The sequence below is a fragment of the uncultured Mucilaginibacter sp. genome, from assembly GCF_913773635.1.
Classification (GTDB): domain Bacteria; phylum Bacteroidota; class Bacteroidia; order Sphingobacteriales; family Sphingobacteriaceae; genus Mucilaginibacter.
This window is the reverse complement of sequence record NZ_CAJYGQ010000003.1, coordinates 316,157-338,686: the sequence shown is the minus strand read 5'-3', so window position 1 is coordinate 338,686 and position 22,530 is coordinate 316,157. Positions and strand designations below refer to the sequence as shown.

Below are 22,530 nucleotides of genomic sequence, written 5' to 3'. Positions count from 1 at the left end.
CAGCAACTGCTACTATACCCTACGTAAGTCAACTGCAAAACGCTGGGCAAAATGTGAAATTTATTTTAAGGTCGGCTTACCCAGCATTTTTCATTCTCGCTGCGTAGTAAAGAATATATAAACCTTAAATCATGCACAGCATCAATCAAAAATATACCGAAGGTCTTTTATACTTTTATAAGCTATCATATAAAACAAAAAATAAAGCCTTAATCAGTACTATTAAGCGGCTATTTAAACGCAAACCAAAAACCAATGACTTTTGCAACCGTTACCCCGAAAAATTCACTAACCCCGACCATTATCAATGGCAGGGAGGCCGCCTGCTTACCCGTAACGAACTGGAGAAATTGACAGGCAAATAGCTCAATAACACGTTTCATCACATTTTAAAGCCGGTTGGTCACATTTATTTTTAAGCGGCTAGGATGCTGAGTAAGATTGCAGCATGAAATTTAAACACCTCGAAATTGCCTTAGCCACATTATTGCTGCTCACTCATACTTTTGGGCTGCTTAACACTGCCGATAGCTACATGCACGGCTATTTTACTGCTGATTCTTTTGATGCAGATGTTTTTAGAAAGCATGGATACGTATTTAAGTTTACTAACAATTTTTTATGGCCATCAATTATTGAATACCTGGCTTATTACCTGTCATTTGTATGGGTGGCCTGTATGCTGCCAAATTACTACCTGAGTAAACAAAAATGGGGAAAAGCCATACTTACCATTGCAATTGCATTTGTGGCGGCTATGGCATTATTTTGTGTCAACTATACATTACGCTTTCCTTACCATAACGATTTACTTTACCGGGCAATTGTTAAAAAATTACCCCAGGCTACCATTTGGTTTGAAGCGCTGCTGGCTTACCAGGCAGCAAAACAATTAATAAACTGGTTGCTTACGCAAAAAAAATATGCCTACTCGCTTACACGCATGCGTATAAGCCGCGAAACAGCTTACTTTTTAATGCTGTGGACAACACTGATGGTTGGGTGTTTTATATTAAAATCTCATGTGAGCGTAACGTTTTTTATAGGTCTTATTGTACCATGCGCCTTTTTTTGCCACATAGTTATAATGTATTGGCTTATACCGCAATACTGGGATAAAAGAGCCGAACGAATGGGATTTTGGTTTATCTTATTGCTGGTTACGCTTGGTATAAATTTACCGCTTACCGGTGCATTTGCCTACAAAGCCACGTACTCGGGCGTAACGCGCATAATTTCATTCCTGGTGTTTTGGTTTGGACAGCTATTACTTATAACGCCGCTTAGCTTTTATATCTATCAATACCGTAAAAGCTTGCAGGCTGAGCTCAGCGGTTTAAGAACAGATTTGGGTGCTTCAACAGCAAATTTGCAGTTTTTGCGCTCACAGATAAATCCGCACTTTTTATTTAATGCGCTTAATACCCTTTACGGTTTAGCCCTTACCGAAAAAGCTGAAAAAACAGGTGAAGGCATACAAAAATTGGGGGATATGATGCGCTTTATGTTGCATGAAAACACTTTGGAACGCATTGCATTAACGCAAGAAATTGATTACCTGCAAAACTATATTGATTTGCAAAATATGCGCACAGCATCTTCACCGCTTATTAATATCACCACTGATATGAATGTAGAAGCCGAAGGGTATTTCATAGCACCAATGCTACTAATTCCGTTTGTAGAAAACGCATACAAACATGGCATCAGCCTGAATGAAGAATCGTGGATAAACATAAACTTGCAAATAACCGACGGCACGTTACAATTTGATGTGCAGAACAGCATACATCAACGTGCTACCAACGATCCTGAAAGTGCCCGCTCAGGCATTGGTCTTGAAAACGTACGGCAGCGCCTGCAGCTGCTTTATCCGCAAAAGCATGAACTGGTTATACGCCAAAAGCCAAACGAATTTTTCATTTATTTAACCCTTAACCTCAATTGAAAAACCTTATCACAATTTCTTTAACTATTGGCGTCATCATTACTCTTTTGCTTACTCCAAGTGAAACCCTGGCGCAATTTCAGCTGAGCGGTAAAGTTGAACACCTGCAGCAAGCCGACACTATTCAGTTGAATATCCCATATTTATACGGATATTACTATGAAAATATTAAGCAGATACGGTTAGACAAGCAAGGAAATTTCACAGCTGATATTCCCCTTAGTACCACCAAGTTTGCTACGCTGATGTATCATAGTAGGTTATGGACTATTATGATGAAGCCTGGAAAACAACTAGAGGTAACCATCAATGCAACTGATACCACTTTAAGCACGTTCAAAGGATCGATAGCTGCCGAGAATAAGCTATTGTATCAGGTTAATGCGGGGCAGAAACCTGCTTTTATTGCCGCCGGTACACGTGGAAATAACAGCTATGCTAAAGGTACTGTAGCCGAAATAACCGAAAAGGTAATTAAACCGCAATTAAAATTAGGTGAAACACGGGTTACTCAGGTACGGGCATCCGCACTCAACACCGCCGACAAACGCCTCATAGCGCAGGAAGTACGTACCGAAACCCTCAACTGGCTCAACTTTTTTGCGCGCGGCATTATGAACGTCAACAAAGCCGATTTGATTGGATTATACAAATTACTATACGGCAGCATTAAACCCGAACCCGATGTACTGCCCGCCGGGCCACAATTTTACCAGTTTGCTGATGATTATATTGGCTACATGGAATCGCAGGCGGTAATATATATGCAAGGGCTTGATAAGGCCAAAGCCAATATAACGCCTGTACCCTACTTTAATGTTTCTTTCGATGATGCCATTGCACTCGCTAAATCTAAAGGTAAATTGTATGTAAACTGGTTAGCAGTAAAAAACACCTATAATAAACCTGTAGCTGAAGCGATGCTCGCACAATTTATAAACGCTAAATGTTCTGAAAAAGATCTTACCGAGGCTCGGCCGTTAATGGATGAAATGATTAATCTGTATCCGCAAAGTAAATACCGCCCTCAACTGGCCGCGCGTATTGCGAATATGCAAAGTGCTTTGGTTACCAACAAAAGTAACGAGGGCATACACATAATTGAAGGATTCGAGAAAATAAACTCGATATACGAAATAGTTAACCGATACAAAGGCAAGGTAGTATACCTTGATATATGGGGTACCTGGTGTGGCCCCTGCCGTGATGAGTTACGTTTTGTGCCCGAACTAAAAAAGCAATTTGAGGGCAAAAATGTAGTTTTTATCTATTTGGATATGGACGATGATATTAAAGATGTACACTGGCGTGACTTTATTATGGTAAACAACATGACCGGCATACACCTGCGTAAAAGCAATGCCGATATTCAGAAGTTTTGGGATGAGCTGCAGCCTGACAAAAACAAGCAGGGTTCTTACCCAACTTATTTTATATTTGATAAGAGCGGAAAAGCCATTATAAATGATATTAAACGCCCGAGCAATAAAACGCTGTTATACCAACAAATAGCACAATACCTGTAAATGATAAACGCCATAGCCATTGATGATGAACCCTTTGCACTGGAGGTTATACGGTTGCACGCGGCAAAGGTGCCGTTTATGGAATTGGGGGCATGTTTTACCAATGCCTTTGAGGCTATTGCATACCTGGCGCAAAACCCTGTTGACTTGCTTTTTTTAGACATTAAGATGCCCGATATATCGGGCATCGAACTAATGGAAAGTTTACAGGTTAGGCCGCTGGTTATTTTTACCACTGCCTATGCCGAGCATGCCGTGCAAAGCTATGAGCTTAATGCAGTTGATTACCTGCTTAAACCGTTTGCGCTCACACGCTTTTTAAAGGCCTGCCATAAGGCTAATGATTTACTTCAATCACGTAAAGCCGAAAAAATACCTGCAAGTAGCATTTTTGTAAAATCAGGTTATGAAACGGTACGTATAAATTTTGACGATATACTTTTTTTAGAAGCCGCCGGAAACTACGCAACCTTTATTTTAAACGACGATAAACGCATAACAAGCCGCTTAACTATCACTGAGGCAACTGAGCTTTTGCCTGCAGGCATGTTTGCAAGAGTACACCGGTCTTACATTGTTAATACAAACAGGATAGACAGAATGGAACGGCATCAGTTACATATTGGAACGCACAAGGTGCCGGTTGGAAATTATCCCTTACCAACGTTGGACAAACTCAACTAAACACACCCTTTTATGCTGGCCGCTGCAAAGCGTATTTGAATTAATTTAAACATAGAAAGGCCGTTTCGGATAAACTCCAAAACGGCCTTTAATATTTTATTATCAGCTACGCTACTAATCTAAAACGGTAATTAAACGCGTTTTGATTTGATACGTGCAGCTTTACCGGTAAGAGCGCGCAAGTAAAATAATTTAGCGCGACGAACTTTACCAAAGCTGTTAACTTCAATTTTATCGATGTTTGGCGAGTTGATTGGGAAAATACGCTCAACACCAATACCGTTTGATACTTTACGTACGGTAAAGGTTTCGGTGCTGCCTGCGCTGTTACGTTGAATAACTACACCTTGGTATAGCTGCACACGCTCTTTGTTACCCTCTCTGATTTTATAGTGTACAGTTACAGTGTCGCCTGATTTGAATGCAGGAACTTGCTTTTTTTCAACTGACTGCTCTTCAACAAATTTAATTAAATCCATGATTTTAAGCTCTTAATGCGATTTTTAACCCGTAAAAATCGGATTGCAATAATAGGTATATTTTTTTGATTTTAAAAGACGATTTTGAAAATAATTTATTTGATGTATATAATTCTAAAGCACTGATGTGCAAATAGTAAAACCACTTAACATACATCAAATAAACGCGCTGTCAAACCTCTGCATTTACGCCTCGAAAATGCTATTCTCCCAATAAATCGGGACGGCGCTGGCGTGTGCGTTCCAATGATTGCTCAAAGCGCCACTTTTCAATTTCAGGAGTGTTACCACTCAACAAAACATCGGGCACACGATGCCCATTCCAATCGGCAGGCCGGGTATATACCGGCGCATCTAACAATTCACCCTGAAAAGAATCTGATAAGGCAGAAGTTTCGTCAGATAATACGCCGGGTATCAGCCTCACTATAGCATCAACCAAAACCGCAGCTGGCAATTCTCCGCCTGATAGTACGTAATCACCTATAGACAGCTCACGCGTTACAAATAAATCCCGCACGCGCTGATCAATACCTTTGTAATGCCCGCAAAGTATAATTATGTTGCCTTTAATGGAAAGCTCATTAGCAATACCCTGGTTAAGGGTAACACCATCAGGTGTCATAAAAATCACCTCATCATAATTGCGCTCACTTTTCAGCTTTTCAATACAAGCAGCAAAAGGTTCTATCATCATTACCATGCCGCTGCCACCACCGTAAGGATAGTCATCAACATTTTTATGCTTAAGCGATGAATAATCGCGCAGATTATGTACATGTATTTCGGCAATGCCCTTTTTTTGCGCACGCTGTAATATAGAGTGAGCAAAGGGACTTTCAAGCAAGCCGGGCAATACGGTAAGAATGTCAAAACGCATGATAATGTATTTTATAATAAAGAATGCACGAAAGACTGACTAAGACAACGCTGCTTACCCATTTAAATAAACATCTAACAAGCCCTCAGGCAAGTCAAGGTAAACTTCCCCTCCCTCTATATCAATACCTTTAATAAACTCCGTGTTAAGCGGGAATAACACTTCGCGGTTTTGATAATGCACAGTAGCAATAACTTGTTGAGGATATTCGGTAACATCCGTTATTTCGCCAAGTTCGCCCTGGGTTTCGTCAATGGCTATAAAGCCTTCCAAATCCATCAGTGTAAAATCATTAGGATCTTTTTCGGGCTTAAGTTCATTGGGCAGGTACAAATCTTTTTTAACCAACGGAGATGCCTTATCAATGTGGTCAACGTCTTCCAAAAAAAGGTAAGCCGTGTTAGCCTGCGGATACTTGATCTGGCTTACAAAGTAGGGCACCAGTTTACCTGCCACGTCAAAAAATATGGCTTTAAAGTCAATATCCTGCACCCCGTCAAAATCAACATATACCTGCAGTTCGCCCTTAAGTCCGCGGGTTTTGGTTACGGTACCTATTCTGAAATAGTCTTCTGTTTTCATAAGCCTTTAAACACTTAACCTTTTAAAACAGCAATAGCGAAACAACAGGGTTGTTTCGCTATTGCGTAAATTGATGAACTTTAAAATTACTCAGCAGCAGTTTCTTCAGTTGATTCTTCTGCAGCACCTTCTTCAGTTGCCGGAGCCTCTTCTACTTCTTCAGCTACAGGAGCATTTTTAGCAGCGATAGCTGCAGCTCTGTCTTCATTCTTTTTAGCTTCAGCAGCTAACGCAGCTTTACGCGCATCAGCTTTAGCTGTACTTAAGCTATCTTTTTTACCAGTGATTTGACCTGATTTATTTTCAGTCCACTCAGCAAATTTAGCATCAGCCTGCTCTTGAGTTAATGCACCTTTTTTAACACCACCTTGTAAGTGTTTTTTGTACATTATACCTTTATAAGAAAGGATAGCACGACAAGTATCGGTTGGTTGTGCACCATTGCTTACCCATTCAAAAGTTTTATCGAAGTTGATGTCGATAGTAGCCGGATTAGTGTTAGGGTTGTATGAACCTATACGCTCAATAAAACGACCGTCACGTGGAGCACGTGCATCTGCCACTACGATGTAGTAAAAAGGTTTTCCTTTTTTACCGTGTCTTTGCAATCTGATTTTAGTTGCCATTCTTTTTTTCTTTGATTATGTATTCAACATTCCCCCGGAGCTATTTCTGCGGGGACGCAAAGATAGAAATTAAATATTTAAAGTACAAGAGTGCAATAATATAGATAGTATTATACTATCATCTTCAAAACAAAAAAGACCGTAAGCTCAGCCAACGGTCTTTTTATTTTGATGTAAGAATATTTACAGTGATAAAATATCTACAATTCTCAACAAGTTACTGTCAATATCGGCATTATGCTTAATTGCATTCTCAAATGGTGTATAGGCTATTTGACCGTTGATAACACCAATCATTTCGTGGCTATGACCTGCCATTAAAGCCTCTACTGCTGCAACACCTACACGGCTGGCCAGAACCCTGTCCATACAGGTTGGATGACCGCCGCGCTGCATGTGGCCCAGTACTGATACGCGGGTATCATAGTTAGGGTACTTTTCTTTAATTAAACGGCCAATTTCAAACGCACCGCCGGCCTCATCACCTTCGGCAACGATTAATATTTTCGAAGATTTATCACGACGGCCTTGCTCTAAACGCTGATAAAGCGCCTCAATGTTAGTTTTGGTTTCAGGAATAAGGATAGCCTCTGCTCCTGATGCAATACCGGTACGCAGAGCAATTAAGCCCGAATCACGACCCATTACCTCAACAATAAATAAACGGTCATGTGATTCGGCCGTATCACGAATTTTATCTACAGCCTCTACCACGGTATTTAAAGCGGTATCATAACCAATAGTAAAATCGGTTCCTTGTAAGTCGTTATCAATGGTGCCCGGTAAACCAACAATAGGAATACCAAACTCATTACTGAATACTTTAGCTCCGGTAAACGTACCATCACCGCCGATACCTACCAGGGCATCTACCCCGTAACGCTTAAGTTGCTTATAAGCTTTCTGACGACCTTCAGGCGTACGGAATTCCTCACTACGTGCAGTTTTTAAAATGGTACCGCCGCGTTGAACAATGTTGGCAACCGACTTCCTGTCCATCGGAAACAAATCGCCGGTAATCATGCCTTCATAACCACGGCGTATGCCGGTTACTTCAAGGTTATAATATAATGCCGTTCGTACCACGGCGCGTATAGCCGAATTCATACCGGGCGAATCTCCGCCCGAAGTGTAAACACCAATATTTTTAATCTCTGCCATTGTTTTTCTCATAGGCGGCTTTGCCGCTGTCTAAAAATTCAATATAATTATTAACGTTATAATTAGCGCCTTGTGGTGGCACAAGTACATCGCCTTTTGCATTAACGATTACGTAATACGGCTGCGAATTTACATTAAATTTCGAAGCTTCATAATCGCTCCACTTATTTCCTATTGTTTTGATAGTCTTTCCGCTAAAATCAGACACATGCTGCTCATTTTTAGGCAGTTCAGCTTTTTCGTCTACATAAAGCTCAAGCAATATGTAATCTTCGGCTAAACGCTTGTGTACCTGCGGATCGCTCCAAACCTCGTTCTCCATTTTACGGCAGTTAGCACAAAACCACCCTGTAAAATCGATTAAAATGGGCTTATTTAACTCCTTCGAAACCTGCAAAGCCTGTTCCATGTCATACCACTCGTTTAAGCCGGCATGTTTACCACGGGCAAATAAGTCTTCATATTTTTTTTGCTTAACAGATACCGCGGGGGCCTGAGCAACCTGATTACCGCTTGTTCCGCCGTTACTCAGCACAAAATCCTGAGTAGCCGGAGGCGGCAAAAATCCGCTGATTACCTTTAACGGAGCGCCCCATAAACCAGGTATCATGTAAATGGTGAATGCTAATACGCCTATAGCAATAAACGTACGCGGAACAGATAAATAGGGCAAATCACTATCATGCGAAAACTTAATTTTGCCAATAAGATACAGGAACATCAATAAGCCCAACGCAATCCATAACGACAGGAACACTTCACGGTCAAACCAGTTCCAGTGGTAAGCCAAATCAACCCCTGATAGGAATTTAAGCGCAAAGGCCAGCTCCAGGAAGCCTAATACAACCTTAACGCTGTTTAGCCATCCGCCCGATTTTGGCAGTGATTTTAACAGAGAAGGGAATAAAGCAAATATGGTAAACGGAATTGCCAGTGCCGATGAGAAACCAAGCATACCCATTATTGGGGCAAGCCTCTCTCCTTTTGAGGTAGCTTCTACCAGTAAATAACCAATAATAGGTCCGGTACATGAAAAGGATACTACTGCAAGTGTAGCGGCCATGAAAAATATGCCTGCAATTCCGCCTTTATCTGAGTTGGCATCAAGCTTATTTGCAAGTGAGCTTGGTAGCTGCAATTCAAAAGCTCCCAAAAAAGATATACCAAACACCACCAGTAATAAAAAGAAAAACAAGTTAAATATGCCACTGGTAGCTAATTCGTTTAAAGCATCAGAGCCAAATATTATCGTAATAATTAGGCCGAGCGCAACATAAATTACAATAATTGATATGCCGTAAATAAGTGAGTGCATTATACCCTTACTACGCGAGCCGGCCTTTTTTGTGAAAAAGCTAACCGTTAATGGCAGCAGTGGATATATACAAGGCATAATAAGCGCTGCAAAGCCTCCTAAAAAGCCCTCAATGAATATTTGCCAAAGTGTTTTAGGCTTTTCGGCAGGTTTAACTGCTGTGTTTGTGCTTGCAGCTTTGGGCGCCGATGGTTTTACTACAGCGGTATCGGCGGCCTTTACCTGGGGTTTAGCCGGCTCAACATCAGTAAACTCAATACCTTCTGTTGAAACGGTATCAGCATTCTGAAAAGCAGCAGCTTTAGCGTGGGCTGCAGGCATAAAAAAGCTTAGCCCTGCAATGAGGGCTATAATAACAACAAAAAACAGGCGACTATATTTTATACTCATTATTACAGCGCCTTATTTTACAGTTACACTAAACGCTACTTCATCAGGAGGTAAACATTTACGATCGTTACAGCTCATAAATTCAACCTTGCCTTTAACAGTGGCCGCACCTGCTTTAAGCTTAACTTTTTGCTGAAAAACAACTGAGTTTTCGAAAAAGCCAATATTCATTTTAAACTGATCATCATATTTACTGATTACCTTAGGCTCAATAGTTTTACCTACAAGAGTATAATCTTTACCTAGTGTAAAAGTAAAGGTTGTAGCAATAGGCCCACCCTCTTTAATATGCTGAGAATAAATGTGCCATCCTGGTTCAATGGTAGCTTTAACAAGCACTATGGCTTCGGTAGCGCTTATTTTCTTTGCGGCATAGCTCCATTTAACCGGTTCATCAATTTGGGCAAAAGCTGCAACTGTCAAAAACAGGGCAACCATCATTAATAATACCTTTTTCATTAGGGTTTATTTATTTAAAAATTCAATCTCTTTTAAATTGTACTCAGCTGTAACGCCGTTACAGTTAACCTGCAGTAAACCTGTTTTACTTACGCCGGTAATTGTGCCGCCAAATATAGCATCTTGAGCCTTAAAGCTTCCGGGTTTGTTTAACCAATATAAAGTATTAAGGTAAGCTTCCTCTATCTGACTTTCATCACCGGCCTTTAGTTTAATGTACCACTGGCCAATATGGTTGCAAATGTCAAACATTAACGCTTTTAAATCATAATCTTTATGTAATATCTGCTTTAGCGATACCGCATTAGGTACCCAATCAGGAAAAGCGTGTTGGTTTATATTAAGCCCTATGCCGGCAACCGAGCTTTTTATTTTGCCACCTTGCACCTGGTTTTCAATTAAAATGCCGCCTAACTTTAAATCATTAATGTAAATATCATTCGGCCACTTAATTTTAAGGGCCTTACCAACCAATGGAGACAAAGCATCATAAACACCCAAACTTACTATGCGTATAAGGTTAAATTGATTTTCAAGCGGTAAAAATGAGGGCAGTAACAGCAGGCTGAACGCTAAGCTTTCGTTAGCCGAACTATACCACCGGTTTAGCTGTTGACCCCGTCCTGCAGTTTGGCTCTCTGCCAATATGACTGTACCTTCGTTTACTGGCTCAGTATTTGACAATAGTTTTTTTAAGAATGTATTTGTTGAGTCAACTTCTTTAAGGGTAACCAAATTTTGTGCAACAATTACTTCTGAAAATTTGTTATTTTGCAAAGTATATAAGTCTAAATAATATTTCTTACATTCAAATCGTTCAAAATTAAAGGTTTTTAATGGTAAAAAACAAAGCGTTAAGTGAATCTGCCTACCTATCTGAATTAGCCATACACGGCATACAGGAAAAGAAAGGTAACGACATAGTGAGATTGGATTTGCGAAACATCAAAAGCTCCGTATCTGATTATTTTGTAATCTGCCATGCCGATTCAACTACACAGGTAAAAGCCATTGCCAACAGTATAGAAGACGAAATTTATAAAGCAACGCAACAGGAGCCGTGGCGCAAAGAAGGACTGGAGCATGCCGAGTGGATTTTACTGGACTACATTGATGTGGTAGTGCATGTTTTTAAGACAGACAAGAGAGAGTTTTACGGCGTAGAAGACTTGTGGGGAGACGCCGAGATAAAGTATTATAAAAGCGCCTAACCATCTGCTTTTTAAATTCATCTATCTATTTAAATGATGGTTATGTTTGAGCTCTATTAAATAAAATGAAAGACACTAAATCAGATAATAAGCCCCGTTTCAGAAGGGTTCCGAATAGAAAAATTACTCCAAAGCCACCTCGTTTTAACTTCATGTGGATTTACGCCATTGTTATTTTGGCGTTATTGGTGGTTCCTTACATATTAGGTGGCAGCCCGGGCACTAAAATTGACTTCAATCCTGCCTTTGTTAACATGCTACGCAATGGTGACGTTGAAAAAGTTGTTGCTTACAAAGATGGCGAACGTACTATTGCCGAGGTATATATTAAAAAAGACAGCCTTAACAAACCTGAATATGCTAAGCTAAAAAACCAGCGCTCGTTGAGCATGAATGCCAACAACCCGCAGTTTTATTTTACTGATGCTTCATTTGATAGCATGAAGCAATCAATTTTAGCTGCTGAAAAAGACTTGCCTGATAACGCCAAGGTGCCAATTCAATTTGAACCTGCGCATGATAGCTGGCTGTCAAACTGGCTGGTACAAGGCATTATTATGCTGCTTTTAATGGCCGGTTTATGGATATTCATTATGCGCCGCATGAGTGGTGGTGCAGGTGGTGGCCCGGGTGGTCAGATATTCAACATAGGTAAATCAAAAGCTACCTTGTTTGATAAAGAGGCGCAAATAAACGTTACGTTTAATGATGTTGCCGGTTTACAGGAAGCTAAAGAGGAAGTAATGGAAATTGTTGACTTCCTTAAAAACCCCAAAAAATACACCAATCTTGGTGGTAAAATACCAAAAGGTGCGCTTTTAGTAGGTTCACCGGGTACAGGTAAAACCCTAATGGCAAAAGCTGTTGCGGGCGAAGCCCAGGTGCCTTTCTTCTCACTTTCAGGTTCTGATTTTGTGGAGATGTTTGTAGGTGTGGGTGCATCACGCGTACGCGATTTGTTTAAGCAGGCAAAAGACAAAGCACCATGTATCATTTTTATTGATGAGATTGATGCTATTGGCCGTGCCCGCGGTAAAAACAATATTGTAGGTGGTAATGATGAGCGCGAAAACACATTGAACCAATTATTGGTAGAAATGGACGGCTTTGGTACCGATTCAGGTATCATTATACTTGCCGCAACCAACCGCCCTGATGTATTAGACTCTGCATTATTACGCCCGGGACGTTTTGACCGCCAGATATCAATTGACAAACCGGACTTGATTGGCCGTGAGCAAATATTTAAAGTGCACTTAGGCCCTTTAAAACTTGCTGAAGGTGTTGATGCCAAAAAACTATCAGCACAGACCCCAGGTTTTGCCGGTGCCGAAATTGCCAACGTTTGTAACGAAGCTGCCCTTATAGCTGCACGCCGTGACAAGCCATCGGTTGATATGCAGGATTTTCAGGATGCTATTGACCGCGTAATTGGTGGTTTAGAGAAAAAGAATAAAATCATATCGCCCGAAGAGAAACGCATTGTTGCTTACCATGAAGCCGGACATGCTATTGCAGGCTGGTTCCTTGAACATGCCGATCCATTGGTTAAGGTTTCTATTGTTCCGCGTGGTGTTGCCGCTTTAGGTTATGCCCAGTATTTACCGAGGGAGCAGTTCCTGCATACAACGGAGCAGTTAATGGACGAGATGGTGGTATCAATGGGTGGCCGCGTGGCAGAGGACATTGTTTTTGGCCGTATATCAACCGGTGCACTGAGCGATTTGGAACGTATTACTAAACTTGCCTACGCCATGGTGAAAATATATGGAATGAACTCAAAAGTGGGTAACCTGTCGTTTTACGATCCTCAAGGCGAATACCAGTTTAACAAACCATACTCTGATACTACTGCAGAATTGATTGACGCTGAGGTACGCCAGATGGTTGACGACGTTTATCAACGCACCAAAAACCTGCTTACTGAAAAACGTGATGGTTTAGAGTTACTTGCTGCCAAATTGCTAGAGAAAGAAGTATTGTTTCAGCAGGACCTAGTGGAATTGCTAGGTGAACGCCCGTTTGACAACCGTACTACTTACGATAAATTTGTAAACGGAGAGGCAGCCCTAAACCCTGAGACTGACAATAATGCCATTCCGGAAAGCGTAACCAATCCGGAGACTGCCCGCATAGACGGCACATCTGAAAACAATTAATATAATTTCTTTTTATATTTAAGCCGCTATGCAAATAGCGGCTTTTTATTTTTTATGATGAAGGATAACACTACCTCGAAAGAAAAAATGTTAAAAAAGGTGCGCAAGGCACTTCTTGAACGCCGCGACAATCCATATCCTAACCTCGAAGATCAGCCGTTATATGCAGCCCCCACTGACGACGATTTGCTGGAAGTAATGTTTGCCGAGGAGTTTTTGGCAGTGGCAGGGCAATTCGTTTTTTGTGAAGATGAAATACAGTTCATTGAATCATTGCTTAACCTGGCCGAGGAAAGGAACTGGCATAAAATATACTGTTGGGAGCCGCGCCTGCAAGAAGTGTTAGAGCAGTATGGTTATCCATACTATGAAACCGATAAAGACTTTGACCAGGCTGAGGTGGGCTTTACGCTTTGCGAAGCGCTTGTTGCCCGCAATGGCAGTATATTATTGAGTAATGCAAGCATGGCAGGCCGCAGGTTAAGTATTTATCCACCTGTGCATATTGTATTGGCTTACACATCACAATTGGTGCTTGATTTAAAAGACGGTTTTAAGCTTATAAGCGATAAGTATGGCAGGCACCTGCCCAGTATGATTACAACCGTTACCGGCCCTAGCCGTACAGCTGATATTGAAAAGACTTTGGTACTTGGTGCACATGGCCCTAAGGAGCTTTTTGTCTTTCTGTTAGATGGATAACGTGGTGTTATTTCATTATAAAAAGAGAAAGCCGCAAATTTATGCGGCTTTCTCTTTTTTCATGCTTATCTGTAAAACATGCTTCTAAAACATAATTACCTATAAACGCTGTTACTTTGCTTGTGCAATAATGCTTTCATTAAGGCGTATGTACTCATCGTTTTTTGCTTCTTTAGCTAATGCTACACCTTGCTTTGCAGTAGCAATAGCTCCAGCCTTGTCGCCTTTTTTAAGTTGAACGCGTGCTTTCCAGTACCTGATGTAGTACGCTTTAGGCGCAGCTTTCTCGGCTTCGTTCATCCAATCTAAAGCTTTGTTTAAATCTTTACCGTTTTCAAAATAGTATTGAGCCGCGCCAAAGTAAGGCTTTTTGTCACCTTTCATGGCTTCATCTATATTGGCCATTATACGGGTATCAATATCGGTTTTCAAGTGAATGGTTACTGCAGTGTTTTCCCATGTTAAAACCAAATCAGCAGTGGTTGCTGCCACGTTGGCAAACTGAGCTGTAAAAGTTTCAGTAAAAGAGGCAGATTTTGCAGGTTTAACTTTAACACGTAATACATCTTCGGCCTGCTTGTATTCATATGCCCCCCATTGCTTGGCAGCTTTGTTTAGTATTATGGTCCATTCCTTTGCATCAGGAATAGTGAACAATGCGTATTCACCCGGCACAACTATTTGTCCTTCTATCATCACTTCATCGGTAAAAGAAATTGTAGTTGCAGAGTTGGCCCCGGTACGCCAAACAGCACCGTAAGGCTCTAATGCGCCAAATATTTTACGGCCTTTGGTATTAGGACGTGAATAACTTAAAGTAATTTTACCCAGCCCGAACTCTTGGGTTAATGTTTGTGCAGTGCTTGCCTGTGGCAATTTCAAAGCGTTTTGAGCCTGTGCTGTTGTTGCACCACCTAAAGCTAATGTTAAGCAAACAAGGGTGTAAAGTTTTTTCATATTCTGAATCTTATCAAGTCAAATATACGAAGTGTTGTATAACACAGTAACTCAATGCTCATAATATGACTAAAAATAAAAAGCCCCCCAGTCTTGCACCGGGGGACTTTCAACCTAAACCTTATCACAATTAAATTGGTAAGTTTACCAATTCGTGTACAATATTACAATTCCTGTACCAAACTACAACAAAGTGTAACATTTTTTTTAAAAATCTTTTTGGCTGATTTTAAGGCACTTTTATCAAACCTTGAAAATTTTAAATGTTACAACATTTATGAGTGCCAATTTACTGTACTTTTTTAACTACAAAAGTGTCGATGATTTTATACCGCCTCGCTAATTTTACGCTTACGCAGGTAGCTATCAAAAAAGTAAAGTGCCAGTACCAAATCAAAAAACAGGAAACCGTTTAGCACATTGCCACTAAATAAGTTTTTTAACTCTGACGTGCGAATAATGGGTACATTTATTTGATTTGCGGCCCCTGCAGACCAATTTGCGTTTGCTAAAGCTATTACCACTAGGGTCGTTATAGTTAGTACAAAAAACGCAGCTATACCCTTAATAACCATAGTATTAATAGAGGACTTAAGTGGCTTTTGAGCTTCCTCTGCCCGTACCTGCTCCATCACATTATAAGTAAAAGCCATAGGTGGCGCATCTAACTCTATATCCTGCAATTCAAGATTAAATGCTTTAATTTCTTCAAACTTTAACCGGTAGGCTTCATCAGTAGCAATTAAATGTTCAATAACCTCACGTTCCTGCGGTGTACAGGTGCCGTCCACATAATTCCACAATTGTTCTTCAAAATTCCTCATAACAACTCGTTCACCTCATGTTTTAATGAGCCTTCCAGTTTTTCTTTTAAACGCTGGCGGGCCCTGAATAGTTTAACCTTAACGTTGTTAGGCTCAATACCTAAAGTTAGCGCAATTTCTTCCAATGATTGTTCGCCTTTATAAAACAATGTAATAATAGTGGCATCATCTGGTAGCAATTGCTCAATAGCCTTATTTAAATAATATGACCTTGACTTATTTTCGGCAAGGTTATTTTCAAACCCTGTATTTTGGTTTTCAACCTGTATAAAGTTATTTTCATCGTCTATTGATGATGTATCTAACCTTCGCTTGCGTAAAAATGTCATGGCGGTTGTATAAACAATACTGTATAGCCATGTGGTAAATTTGCTTTGCCCTTCAAAGTTTTGCAATGATCGGTAAGCCTTTACAAAGCTGTCTTGCGCAACCTCCTCGGCATCTTCACGGGTTTTAGTAAAACGCATAGCCAGCGTGAATACAAACCGCTGGTGGCGCTTAACCAAATCAGCATAGGCGGATTGGTTGCCACTTAAAGTTTGCTCAATTAACTCGATATCTGAAAGCTTGCTTTGCATTTACAACATCTATGACCACATGTTATTTAAAGAGGTTACACCTAATGTGATAAAAAAATTAATTATACATGTAAGGTGTGCAATAGCATTAATAGTGTACTAAGCGTTAATGCAAACTCAGCCTGTAATAATCCGTAAAATATATTTAGAAAATTTTTGAAATTGGTGTAACCTCCTTAAAAATCGTGTGGTCATAGTATACAAATCGCCGCAGTTGGCGAGGAAACAAACATTAACAACTTTAAATTTAAATACCATGGACGGCACCTTAGCATTAATGATCCCTATTTTAGTTCCACTTGGCATGTTTGCCATGATTTTTGGAATTGTTTACCTACACAAACGCGAAAAGATGGCCATGATTGAACGCGGTATGGATCCACGCAGATACAAGCCACAATCAGCACCTTATCAAAACTTGAAATGGGGTCTGCTTTTAATAGGAACAGGTTTAGGATTGTTTTTAGCCTTTTTATTAGACAGAACGGTTTTTCAAACATCAAAATCAGAAAGCCCCGCTATTTACTTTGCCCTTATAGCAATTTTTGGAGGCATAGGTTTATTCCTGTCATTTGTAATTGAAAAGCGTGATACCATTGACAAGGGCAAACCATCAATTTATGTAGAAGACAACAAAAGCCTGTAAATGCAATTCTTTGAAGCAAGTAAGCATCTTCTTATAAAGAGGAGGCTTTTTGCTGTTTACAGGTATCGCTCTTTTATAATATTAATGTGGTGCATTTCGTGTCCTGCCATTATAAACAGTAACGCCCTCACTGAAACCGGCTGTCCGTTGGCTACACCCATCAATGACAAGTGATGATCTTTAATTGATTTAAACAGGAATATGTTAGCCTCGCGCACGGCTTTAAATTCTGCAGCAATACTTTGCAGGGTACGGTTGCTTACATCGCTTTGTTCAACATAGGCGTTTTCATCAAACCCTGGTAGCGCTGTGCTATCCCCTCTCATGAAGCACAGCAGCCTGAACGCAAATATCCGCTCTGCATCAATCATGTGGTTCAACAGCTGCTTAATTGTCCATTTGCCCGGTGCGTAGGCGTAATTCCCCTTTTGCTCGTCAATAATAGAAGTGAAAAGCTCATAGGTACTGTCCTTTAAACGGGTAAGTGTTTGAATAATATTTCCGGCAGTAATTGCCGCGTTAACGTATCCGGAATAAAATGGAGCGTATTCGCCGGGCTGAGGTTGCGTTATCATTCTTCTCTACTTCTGAGTATAATTCTGAAGGTGGTACCTTTCCCTACTTCCGAGTCTTTCACAAAAATTTGTCCGTTGTGGTAGTTTTCAACCATGCGCTTGGTTAATGAAAGGCCAAGTCCCCAGCCACGTTTACGTGTAGTATACCCCGGCCTGAAAACCGTAACAAACTTGGAACGTGGGATGCCTTTACCCGTATCAGTAACATCAATATAAACCTGGTTACGGGCTTTGCTTGCCAAAATATCAACCTTAATACTGCCCTTACCTTCAATGGCGTTAACTGCATTTTTAAGCAAATTCTCAATTACCCAATCAAACAACGGAATATTAATGCCTGCTTTAAGATAGCGATCGCCGGTAACTTCAAAAGTTATTTTATCAGTAACCCTAATGCGGAAATAATCCACAAAATCATTAATAACTTCAAACACTGAGTGCGCCTCTAACACAGGTTTCGAACCAATTTTTGAAAACCTGTCGGCTACTATCTCCAAACGCTTAACATCATTGCTCATTTCAGCAATCAGCGGGTCTTCCTCTGCATTAAACTTATCTTTTAAAAGCTCAATCCATGCCAGTAATGATGATATAGGCGTACCTAGCTGATGCGCTGTTTCTTTGGCCAAGCCTACCCATACCTGGTTTTGCTCAGATTTACGCGAGGAACTGAAAGCCGAATAAGCAACGCCTAAAAATATAGCAATGATGGTTAACTGCACATAAGGAAACACACGCAATTGACTAAGTAGCACTGACTCTTTATAATAAACCAACCAAAATGTTTCTCCCAAGCCGGGTATGTCCATTTTTACCTTAATGGGCTCATGCTGGGCCTTCATTATGGCAAGTTCATTTTCAAAATACTTTATATCATAAACTGGCTGCTTTTTATTACCGTTCTCCTGCTCGGGTGGCATTTCAATAAAGGTTTTTGTGGTATCAAGACCACGGGCAAACTTAAAATCGCCTTTATCATCAGTTACTATTGCCGGTACGGTAAGACTATCGCGTACAACAAATACGAAGTTTAAATGATCTTCGTCAACAGTTTTGAAAACCTGCTTCATGGCCTGCGCCCAAACCTGTGCACGCGTACGTTCGCTGGTGGCAATATTTTTTGCCAGATATTGTGTATACAACAAAGAACTGCCTGCAATTAACACGGCAAAAAACAATAACAGGTATTTCCAGCGCTTTTTTCGTTGGTAGGGGTTGCTCATGAGTTGCCCAAATATAGTTCTTTAGTTGCTTAGTAGATAAGTCCGTTAATAATGCCCTGAATGATGATTTTGTTTGATGATGTACTAAACGCTTCCGTTTAATACAAAATATGCCTGCTACATTACACGAATTTTCAACAAATAAATTTATAATACAACGGTAATTAACCACTTACTCATTAACGCATTCACTTGCTCACTGCTTATATTTGCCCTTATGTTACAACAAAAAGTAAGGGTACGTTTTGCGCCAAGCCCTACGGGTGGTTTACACCTGGGCGGGGTACGTACCGTATTGTTTAATTATTTGTTTGCCAAAAAAAACAACGGCACCTTTATTTTACGTATTGAAGATACCGACCAAACCCGGTATGTACCGGGAGCCGAAGAATATATAGTTGACTGCCTTAAATGGTGTGGCCTTATACCTGATGAAAGCCCCCTGCATGGTGGCGAATACGCCCCTTACCGCCAAAGCGAACGCAAACCGCTTTACCGTGAGTATGCCGAAAAATTGGTTATGCATGGCTATGCCTACTACGCCTTTGATACCCCCGAAGAATTGGAGCAGAAACGTAGCAACGTCCCAAACTTTCAATATGGTATGGCGTACCGTAACGAAATGCGAAATTCTCTTTCGCTATCGCAACATGAGGTTGATGCGCTGCTTGATGCAGGCACGCCGCATGTAATACGTATAAAAATGCCTGAAGATGAAACCATATCATTTAATGATATGATACGCGGGCACGTAAGCTTTGACACCAATACTATTGATGATAAAGTTTTGCTCAAGGCTGATGGTATGCCAACTTATCACCTTGCAGTAGTGGTTGATGATTACCTGATGAAAATATCGCATGCTTTCAGAGGAGAAGAATGGTTGCCGTCGGCACCTGTGCATCTTTTGTTATGGGAGTATTTGGGCTGGAAAGAGCATATGCCACAATGGGCGCACCTGCCATTAATTTTGAAACCCGACGGGCATGGTAAGTTAAGCAAACGCGATGGCGCACGTTTAGGATTCCCGGTTTATGCAATGAATTGGACTGATGCTAAAACCGGCGATTTAACTGAAGGCTTCCGCGAAATAGGCTTTTTGCCTGAGGCATTCCTCAACCTGTTAGCCATGCTTGGGTGGAACGACGGTACAGATCAGGAAATATTCACGCTTGATGAGCTGATTGAGAAATTCTCGATGGAGCGCATTAGCAAAGCAGGGGCAAAGTTTGATTTTGAAAAAGCCAAATGGTATAATGCCGAGTGGATAAAAAAACTAGCCCCCGAACGTTTAACGGCTGAAATAAAACCTGTTTTAGCTACCAAAGGTGTTGAGGTTACAAATGACGCGTATCTTACGGCTGTTATTGAATTGATAAAGGACCGCATTGTGTTGCTTAATGATGCCTATGAACATGCCTGGTACTTTTTTAAGCAACCTGAAGAATATGATCTGGCATCAGTAAAACCGAAATGGAATGAAGCGAAATCAGATTTGTTTGATGCATTCATTAGCCATCTGAATCAAAGCAGAGCTTTTGATGCCGCCACTCTTGAGGCCGACTTTAAAGCGTTGTTAACCGAAAAGGGCTTGAAACCCGGTGATGCAATGTTACCGTTACGTATAATGCTGGTTGGCGGCAAATTTGGCCCGCATGTTTTTGATATCGCTGCCCTGCTAGGAAAAGAGGAAGTAATTAAACGTATTAAAAACGGACTGAAAGCTTTTAACGCTTAATATTAACCGCAAGCTCTCAAGCTTACTTACATAAAAAGCTCCACTATTAGTTGGAGCTTTTTTTATTTATAGTTTTAAGAAAGTTTAGCAGGTATGACTCTTATGAAGCTAGGCTATCAGCCAAAGATTTTGGCAGCAACTTATCTGCCAGCCATGCAAGCAAAACCACGCTTAAACAGCCTATTGCATTTAGCCACAGGTAAGCCATTGTTTCGGTGTAGCCGCAGTATATTACAATAACCTCAGCAAACAGGGCGGCTATAAATACAGCATTTCCACGTATTTTTTTTAAATAAAAGGCTACCACAAACACACCTAATATTACACCGTAAATGTAAGACCCCAGTTTATTTACCGCTTCAAGCAAGTTGCCCAATTGCCCTGCATACAATGCCATCAGAAGACAAATTATACCCCAAAAAACAGTAGCCAAACGTGATGCCGTTACATACTGCCCATCGGTGGCGTTTTTATTTATTACGCGCTTATAAATATCAATTACGGTAGTTGATGCCAACGAGTTAAGCGCACTGGCTGTTGAACCCATGGAAGCCAGAAATACAATTGCTATTAAGAGGCCAATTAAGCCACGCGGCAGGTAATGGGTTACAAAATTCAGGAATACGTAGTTGGTGTCGTTTACATCGGCCAGCTTATTATTTTGCTTCATTAGCGCAATGCCACGGTTACGCAAAGTATCTGTTTGAGCTTGCGCCGCATGCAGCCTGCCTTCGGCAAAATAAATAGCATCGTTGTTATTTGTGTTAAGCGCTTCCGTTAGCTTCGTGGCAGCCTCTTTACGTTGTTTAAAAGCATCGGCGTATTGCTTTTCAAGCGTATGATATTGAGTGGCATACCTGCTTTTCTTCACTTGGTCTACCTCGTTTTTATTAAAAAACATAGGCGGCTGGTTAAACTGGTAAAAGCTAAATACTAAAACACCAATAAGCAGTATAAGAAACTGCATGGGAATTTTTATTAGCCCGTTCATGAGTAAACCCAAACGGCTTTGCCCTACCGAGCTACCTGTTAAATAGCGCCCAACCTGGCTTTGATCAGTACCAAAATAGGACAGCTGCAAAAAAAAACCACCAATTAAACCGCTCCAAACATTGTATTGGTTTTTTGCATCAAACTTCCAGTCTATTGCATTTATCCGCCCTAACTTACCAGCTATTTGCAGTGAGTTCTTAAAATGAACCCCATCCGGAAGCATCATCACCACCAGCACTCCGGCCAGAAACATACCGGCAAATATTATACTCATTTGCAGCATTTGTGTATATGATACAGCCTTAGTGCCACCCCAAACCGTATATACAATTACCAGCGTACCAATAAACAGCGTAGTATACACTACGTTAATTTGTAAAATGGCCGAAAGTATTATAGAAGGCGCGTAAATGGTTATGCCTGTTGATAAGCCTCTTTGTATAAGAAACAAAAATGCTGTTAAGGCCCGCGTTTTTAAGTCAAAGCGCTGCTCGAGGTATTCATAAGCGGTATAAACCCTAAGCTTATGGAATATAGGTACAAAGGTTATGCAAAGCACTACCATGGCTAGTGGTAAGCCAAAGTAAAATTGCACAAAGCGCATCCCGTCTGAATAGGCAAGCCCGGGTGCCGAAAGGAAGGTTATAGCACTGGCCTGGGTAGCCATAACCGAAAGCCCGATATGATACCAGGGCAATGACCGCCCTCCAACAAGGTACTGATCGAGGTTTTTACTGCCACTGCTTTTGTATATGCCGTAAGCAATAATTACAAGCAGCGTGACCGCTAAAACAATCCAGTCAATTACACTCATCTAAAATAAATAGTGATGAGCCAAAATACAAAAATTAAAAAAACCAGCCATACGATAATG

At 40.8% G+C, this 22,530-nt stretch carries 23 protein-coding genes; 9 read left to right on the top strand and 14 right to left on the bottom strand.

From position 1 onward, the window contains the following. Positions 1–131 precede the first annotated feature (131 nt). The 4 genes from QZ407_RS02880 (at position 132) to QZ407_RS02865 (ending at position 4,158) form a co-directional block, all read left to right on the top strand. Positions 132–365 (top strand): hypothetical protein, encoded by a 234-nt coding sequence (locus QZ407_RS02880; protein ID WP_295767556.1) that lies wholly within the window; start codon positions 132–134, stop codon positions 363–365. Between the two features lie 83 nt (positions 366–448). After that, the gene (locus QZ407_RS02875) at positions 449–1,948 is read left to right on the top strand and encodes a histidine kinase (RefSeq protein ID WP_295767555.1); all 1,500 of its coding nucleotides are present in this window, start codon (positions 449–451) and stop codon (positions 1,946–1,948) included. Further along, on the top strand, positions 1,945–3,474 hold the full coding sequence (locus QZ407_RS02870; protein ID WP_295767553.1) for a TlpA disulfide reductase family protein: 1,530 nt from the start codon (positions 1,945–1,947) through the stop codon (positions 3,472–3,474). Before QZ407_RS02875 ends, QZ407_RS02870 begins: the two co-directional genes overlap by 4 nt. Then, entirely contained in the window at positions 3,475–4,158 is a 684-nt protein-coding gene (locus QZ407_RS02865; RefSeq protein ID WP_295767550.1) for a LytTR family DNA-binding domain-containing protein, read from the top strand. It begins immediately after the preceding gene. A gap of 131 nt (positions 4,159–4,289) precedes the next feature. On the opposite strand, the gene rplS is transcribed toward QZ407_RS02865, so the two are convergent. The 8 genes from rplS to QZ407_RS02825 form a co-directional block, all read right to left on the bottom strand. Further along, positions 4,290–4,637: a 50S ribosomal protein L19 gene (gene rplS / locus QZ407_RS02860; RefSeq protein ID WP_157540714.1), complete on the bottom strand. Its 348-nt coding sequence runs from the start codon at positions 4,635–4,637 to the stop codon at positions 4,290–4,292. Positions 4,638–4,839: 202 nt separating this feature from the next. Beyond that, complete coding sequence (gene trmD / locus QZ407_RS02855) at positions 4,840–5,517, bottom strand: tRNA (guanosine(37)-N1)-methyltransferase TrmD (protein ID WP_295767549.1); 678 nt, start codon at positions 5,515–5,517, stop codon at positions 4,840–4,842. 54 nt (positions 5,518–5,571) lie between these two features. Next, positions 5,572–6,099 (bottom strand): ribosome maturation factor RimM, encoded by a 528-nt coding sequence (gene rimM, locus QZ407_RS02850; protein WP_295767548.1) that lies wholly within the window; start codon positions 6,097–6,099, stop codon positions 5,572–5,574. Between the two features lie 86 nt (positions 6,100–6,185). Next, positions 6,186–6,725, bottom strand: coding sequence for a 30S ribosomal protein S16 (locus tag QZ407_RS02845; RefSeq protein ID WP_295767546.1), 540 nt, complete (start codon positions 6,723–6,725; stop codon positions 6,186–6,188). Between the two features lie 183 nt (positions 6,726–6,908). Continuing rightward, the gene (pfkA, locus tag QZ407_RS02840) at positions 6,909–7,886 is read right to left on the bottom strand and encodes a 6-phosphofructokinase (protein ID WP_157540710.1); all 978 of its coding nucleotides are present in this window, start codon (positions 7,884–7,886) and stop codon (positions 6,909–6,911) included. Further along, positions 7,873–9,591: a thioredoxin family protein gene (locus QZ407_RS02835; RefSeq protein ID WP_295767545.1), complete on the bottom strand. Its 1,719-nt coding sequence runs from the start codon at positions 9,589–9,591 to the stop codon at positions 7,873–7,875. Before QZ407_RS02835 ends, pfkA begins: the two co-directional genes overlap by 14 nt. A 12-nt stretch (positions 9,592–9,603) precedes the next feature. Next, positions 9,604–10,050: a protein-disulfide reductase DsbD N-terminal domain-containing protein gene (locus QZ407_RS02830; protein ID WP_295767543.1), complete on the bottom strand. Its 447-nt coding sequence runs from the start codon at positions 10,048–10,050 to the stop codon at positions 9,604–9,606. 6 nt (positions 10,051–10,056) lie between these two features. Then, complete coding sequence (locus QZ407_RS02825; protein WP_295767541.1) at positions 10,057–10,827, bottom strand: biotin--[acetyl-CoA-carboxylase] ligase; 771 nt, start codon at positions 10,825–10,827, stop codon at positions 10,057–10,059. A gap of 59 nt (positions 10,828–10,886) precedes the next feature. Between QZ407_RS02825 and rsfS the strand changes: the two genes are divergently transcribed. The 3 genes from rsfS (at position 10,887) to QZ407_RS02810 (ending at position 14,122) form a co-directional block, all read left to right on the top strand. After that, complete coding sequence (rsfS, locus tag QZ407_RS02820; RefSeq protein WP_295767539.1) at positions 10,887–11,261, top strand: ribosome silencing factor; 375 nt, start codon at positions 10,887–10,889, stop codon at positions 11,259–11,261. 65 nt (positions 11,262–11,326) lie between these two features. Then, complete coding sequence (gene ftsH / locus QZ407_RS02815) at positions 11,327–13,420, top strand: ATP-dependent zinc metalloprotease FtsH (protein WP_157540705.1); 2,094 nt, start codon at positions 11,327–11,329, stop codon at positions 13,418–13,420. A 57-nt stretch (positions 13,421–13,477) separates the two neighbouring features. Continuing rightward, positions 13,478–14,122 (top strand): lactate utilization protein, encoded by a 645-nt coding sequence (locus QZ407_RS02810; RefSeq protein ID WP_295767648.1) that lies wholly within the window; start codon positions 13,478–13,480, stop codon positions 14,120–14,122. Between the two features lie 111 nt (positions 14,123–14,233). Here QZ407_RS02810 and QZ407_RS02805 read toward each other — a convergent pair whose 3' ends face one another. From QZ407_RS02805 to QZ407_RS02795, 3 genes are all read right to left on the bottom strand, one after another. Then, positions 14,234–15,079 carry a DUF2911 domain-containing protein gene (locus QZ407_RS02805; protein ID WP_295767538.1) on the bottom strand — a complete coding sequence of 282 codons (846 nt, stop codon included), beginning with the start codon at positions 15,077–15,079 and terminating at the stop codon, positions 14,234–14,236. A 326-nt stretch (positions 15,080–15,405) separates the two neighbouring features. Next, complete coding sequence (locus QZ407_RS02800) at positions 15,406–15,903, bottom strand: hypothetical protein (protein WP_295767537.1); 498 nt, start codon at positions 15,901–15,903, stop codon at positions 15,406–15,408. Next, complete coding sequence (locus tag QZ407_RS02795; protein WP_295767535.1) at positions 15,900–16,481, bottom strand: RNA polymerase sigma factor; 582 nt, start codon at positions 16,479–16,481, stop codon at positions 15,900–15,902. Before QZ407_RS02795 ends, QZ407_RS02800 begins: the two co-directional genes overlap by 4 nt. Positions 16,482–16,737: 256 nt before the next feature. On the opposite strand from QZ407_RS02795, the gene QZ407_RS02790 reads away from it, so the two are divergent. Further along, the gene (locus QZ407_RS02790) at positions 16,738–17,127 is read left to right on the top strand and encodes a DUF6249 domain-containing protein (protein ID WP_295767534.1); all 390 of its coding nucleotides are present in this window, start codon (positions 16,738–16,740) and stop codon (positions 17,125–17,127) included. A 56-nt stretch (positions 17,128–17,183) separates the two neighbouring features. On the opposite strand, the gene QZ407_RS02785 is transcribed toward QZ407_RS02790, so the two are convergent. Both QZ407_RS02785 and QZ407_RS02780 read right to left on the bottom strand, forming a co-directional pair. Further along, positions 17,184–17,702 (bottom strand): DinB family protein, encoded by a 519-nt coding sequence (locus tag QZ407_RS02785; RefSeq protein WP_295767533.1) that lies wholly within the window; start codon positions 17,700–17,702, stop codon positions 17,184–17,186. Continuing rightward, positions 17,699–18,925, bottom strand: a complete 1,227-nt coding sequence (locus QZ407_RS02780) for a HAMP domain-containing sensor histidine kinase (RefSeq protein ID WP_295767532.1) — start codon at positions 18,923–18,925, stop codon at positions 17,699–17,701. Before QZ407_RS02780 ends, QZ407_RS02785 begins: the two co-directional genes overlap by 4 nt. 217 nt (positions 18,926–19,142) lie before the next feature. Here QZ407_RS02780 and gltX point away from each other — a divergent pair, with 217 nt between their 5' ends. After that, on the top strand, positions 19,143–20,663 hold the full coding sequence (gene gltX, locus QZ407_RS02775) for a glutamate--tRNA ligase (protein ID WP_295767531.1): 1,521 nt from the start codon (positions 19,143–19,145) through the stop codon (positions 20,661–20,663). A gap of 100 nt (positions 20,664–20,763) precedes the next feature. Here gltX and QZ407_RS02770 read toward each other — a convergent pair whose 3' ends face one another. Beyond that, positions 20,764–22,470 (bottom strand): sodium:solute symporter, encoded by a 1,707-nt coding sequence (locus tag QZ407_RS02770; RefSeq protein ID WP_295767530.1) that lies wholly within the window; start codon positions 22,468–22,470, stop codon positions 20,764–20,766. Positions 22,471–22,530: the final 60 nt, after the last annotated feature.